At 77.8% G+C, this 1,922-nt stretch carries 2 protein-coding genes; both read left to right on the forward strand.

The features are described from left to right. The first annotated feature begins 75 nt into the window (after nucleotides 1-75). A complete protein-coding gene (locus RIF68_RS35530; protein ID WP_309055687.1) occupies nucleotides 76-357 on the forward strand; it encodes a hypothetical protein in 282 nt (93 codons plus the stop codon). Between the two features lie 72 nt (nucleotides 358-429). Continuing rightward, on the forward strand, nucleotides 430-1,922 hold a 1,493-nt coding region (locus tag RIF68_RS35535), incomplete at its 3' end, for a sigma-70 family RNA polymerase sigma factor (protein WP_309055730.1).

The following is a 1,922-nucleotide window of genomic DNA, read 5'->3' on the forward strand; positions in this document are numbered from 1 at the left end:
CCCCGGCCGGACGGATGTCCGGCCGGGGCCGTCCCGTCGGTGGCGCATCCGGGTGAGCGGTGTGAGTCTGGATGGATGAGCTTCGCATCATGGACGACCACCGGTGTCTACACCGGGCGTGGTGGCGTGCTGACCGTCGAGGCCGGAGTCATCACGGGCGATCTGACCGTGCACACGACCTGGGCCGAGGGCGAGGCACGCGTGGCCGTGCAGTACAGCGGCGCCTCCGACTGGTTCACCATGTCGGGAAGTCCCGTCCCCTGCTCCTCGGAGCCCGACAGCCGCGACCTGCACGACGCCGTCGTGGAGGCCGTACGGGAGGGCCACGGGGCGACCGTCCCGGTCCTGCCCGCATAACCGTTATCGCTCCCGTGCCCACGGCTCTCCCAACGACGGGGGACACGAACCGGGGACAAGGGAGCACCACCCATGCACACAGACGAGCACCGCACCACCGCCCTGGTGGAGGCGGCGCGCGCGGGCGAGCCGTACGCCAGGGAGGAGCTGGTACGCGCCTACCTGCCGCTCGTCCACAACATCGTCGGCCGCGCCCTCGACGGACACGCCGACACCGACGACGTCGTCCAGGAGACGATGGTCCGCGCCCTGGACGGCCTGCCCGGCCTCCGTGACCCCGCGCGGTTCCGTTCCTGGCTCGTCGCCATCGCCATGAACGGGGTACGGCGCCGCTGGCGCGAACGGCAGCGCGCCCCGCTGACCGGGCTCGACCGGGCCGCCGAGCTCGCCGACCCCGCCGGTGACTTCACCACCCTCACCATCCTCCGGCTGGGCCTCTCCGGACAGCGCCGGGACGTGGCCCGCGCCACCCGCTGGCTGGACGAGGACGACCGCGACCTGCTCAGCCTGTGGTGGCTGGAGACGGCCGGCGAACTGACCCGCGCCGAGGTCGCCGAAGGCCTCGGGGGCATCTCCCCGCAGCACGCCGCCGTCCGCATCCAGCGCATGAAGGAACGCCTGGAGACCGGCCGCGCCGTCGTCCGCGCCCTCGACGCCACCCCGCCCTGCCCCGGCCTGGGCGACACCCTCGCCACCTGGGACGGCCGCCCCTCGCCCCTCTGGCGCAAACGCATCGCCCGCCACCTGCGCGACTGTTCCGCCTGTACGCGGGCGGTGACCGGCCGCGGCGCCCTCGCCCCGGTCGAAGGCCTCCTCGTCGGCCTCGGTCTCGTCCCGCCCCTCGCGGTGACGCTCACGGGCCCCGGGGCCGGCGGCGCCCTCACCGCCGGGACCGTCGCCGCCCACGCGCCCTCCGGTGAGGCGTACCCATGGGCCGGCACCGCGGAAGCCGGCGGCACCGGGCCGGTGTCCGCCGTACCCGTCCGGCCGGACGGCGGGGGCGGAGCGGCGCCGGTCCGGCCGGGGGCGGGCGGAGGTGCCCGGCCCGTGGAGCCCGGGCCCGGTCGCACCGGCGCGGGGGCCGTCCCGCACGGAACCGCCGGGGACGGCGTGCGGAAGCACACGGGTGGCGGGCACGCGGCGCCCGCGCGGTGGACGCCCGGCCGGCGTGCCGGGCTCGCGGGGGCCGCCGTGCTCGCCGCCGTCCTCGGCGCGCTCGCCCCGCAGCTCCTGCCCGAGCAGCCACAGACGCGTCCGGCGCCCGCCCGGCCCACCGCCGCGCCCCCGCCGTCGGCCACCCCGCCCCGTACCCCCGTCGGCACCCCCGCCCCGGCCCCCACCACCAAGACACCGCCGCCGAGCGCGCGCCCGGCCCCGCGCCGGACGACGGCGGCACCCGCCCCCGCGCCTCCGGCCGGCGAGCGGGTGACCGCGCTCGTCAACCAGCTGCGGGCCGAGGCCGGTTGCGCCCCGCTGCGGACCGATCCGCGGCTCGTCCGCGCGGCCCGCGCCTACGCCCGCGACATGGCCGCGCGCGGCTACTACGGGCACAGCAGCCCGGAAGG

Origin of the sequence: Streptomyces sp. (assembly GCF_031178505.1) — a bacterium.
Taxonomy (GTDB): Bacteria; Actinomycetota; Actinomycetes; order Streptomycetales; family Streptomycetaceae; genus Streptomyces; species Streptomyces gulbargensis.